The organism is Vibrio sp. 10N.222.46.A1, from assembly GCF_041473595.1.
Classification (GTDB): domain Bacteria; phylum Pseudomonadota; class Gammaproteobacteria; order Enterobacterales; family Vibrionaceae; genus Vibrio; species Vibrio tasmaniensis_A.
This window is the reverse complement of sequence record NZ_JBFRSN010001347.1, coordinates 1-770: the sequence shown is the minus strand read 5'-3', so window position 1 is coordinate 770 and position 770 is coordinate 1. Positions and strand designations below refer to the sequence as shown.

Genomic DNA, 770 nt, shown 5'->3' with positions numbered 1-770 from the left:
GTGCTATCGCTAAGGTGAACGCACAACATATAGTGTTTTTTTTGATATTTAAGTAGGAGGTGAAAATGACAATGTTTGAGATGTAAAAAAGCCTACACAAGGTAGGCTTTTTTATCTGTATCATGCACGTTGTAATAAGCAAAGTTTAGAGTCTTCTCCTACAAAGTCTTAAAACTTCTGGACAACAATTATGATGACTTGTTTCAAGGCGAATCATATCAAAGTCCACGCAAAAAACAATGTGCTCCATTTATATAAAATAGAGAGTACAGTTCATGATGAACAAAATTAGTATTTTGTTAGACGTAGCTGAGAGAGTATTAGCAATTATCCACTTCTTAGTATCTGAAGATTTTGAATTACCGACCGCTATCATTCAGATTTTCACTAAATTAGCTGCGTAAATTTGTGGTAAACAGCCCGTCAACGGGCTGTTTATAAAAACGTTTTTGAGGACAAGTGTATTCTGTTAAACGATCTTAAGTGCGTGGTGGCGCGTGAGCTGTTTGTGTAGCGAGTCTTTTAGCGCCATGCGTTCTACTTTGAGGTTGTGCATGCTGTCGTCATCGATAGGGCTGCCAGAGATTTCTAGCTGACGGATGTCGTAGTCGAGTTGGTGGTATTTCTGCATGTCTGCTTTGAATTTTTCGTCGTCGTGGTTGAGCTGAACAATGTCTAATTTAAGATCTGGGAAATCTAAGATAAAGGCATGGTTTTCATTGAGCATTGGCACTTCCTCTCTAGTCGGATTTTTAGGGCGTGTTGATCTT

1 protein-coding gene is annotated in these 770 nt (G+C 38.7%); it reads right to left on the bottom strand.

Annotation, left to right across the window (positions count from 1 at the left end):
- Positions 1 to 469: 469 nt before the first annotated feature.
- The gene (locus AB4496_RS26500) at positions 470 to 727 is read right to left on the bottom strand and encodes a YdcH family protein (RefSeq protein ID WP_010432560.1); all 258 of its coding nucleotides are present in this window, start codon (positions 725 to 727) and stop codon (positions 470 to 472) included.
- Positions 728 to 770 lie beyond the last annotated feature (43 nt).

Excerpts from the sequence above, each read along its gene's own strand:
- AB4496_RS26500 (WP_010432560.1), bottom strand. The coding sequence starts at position 727 with ATGCTCAATGAAAACCATGCCTTTATCTTAGATTTCCCAGATCTTAAA.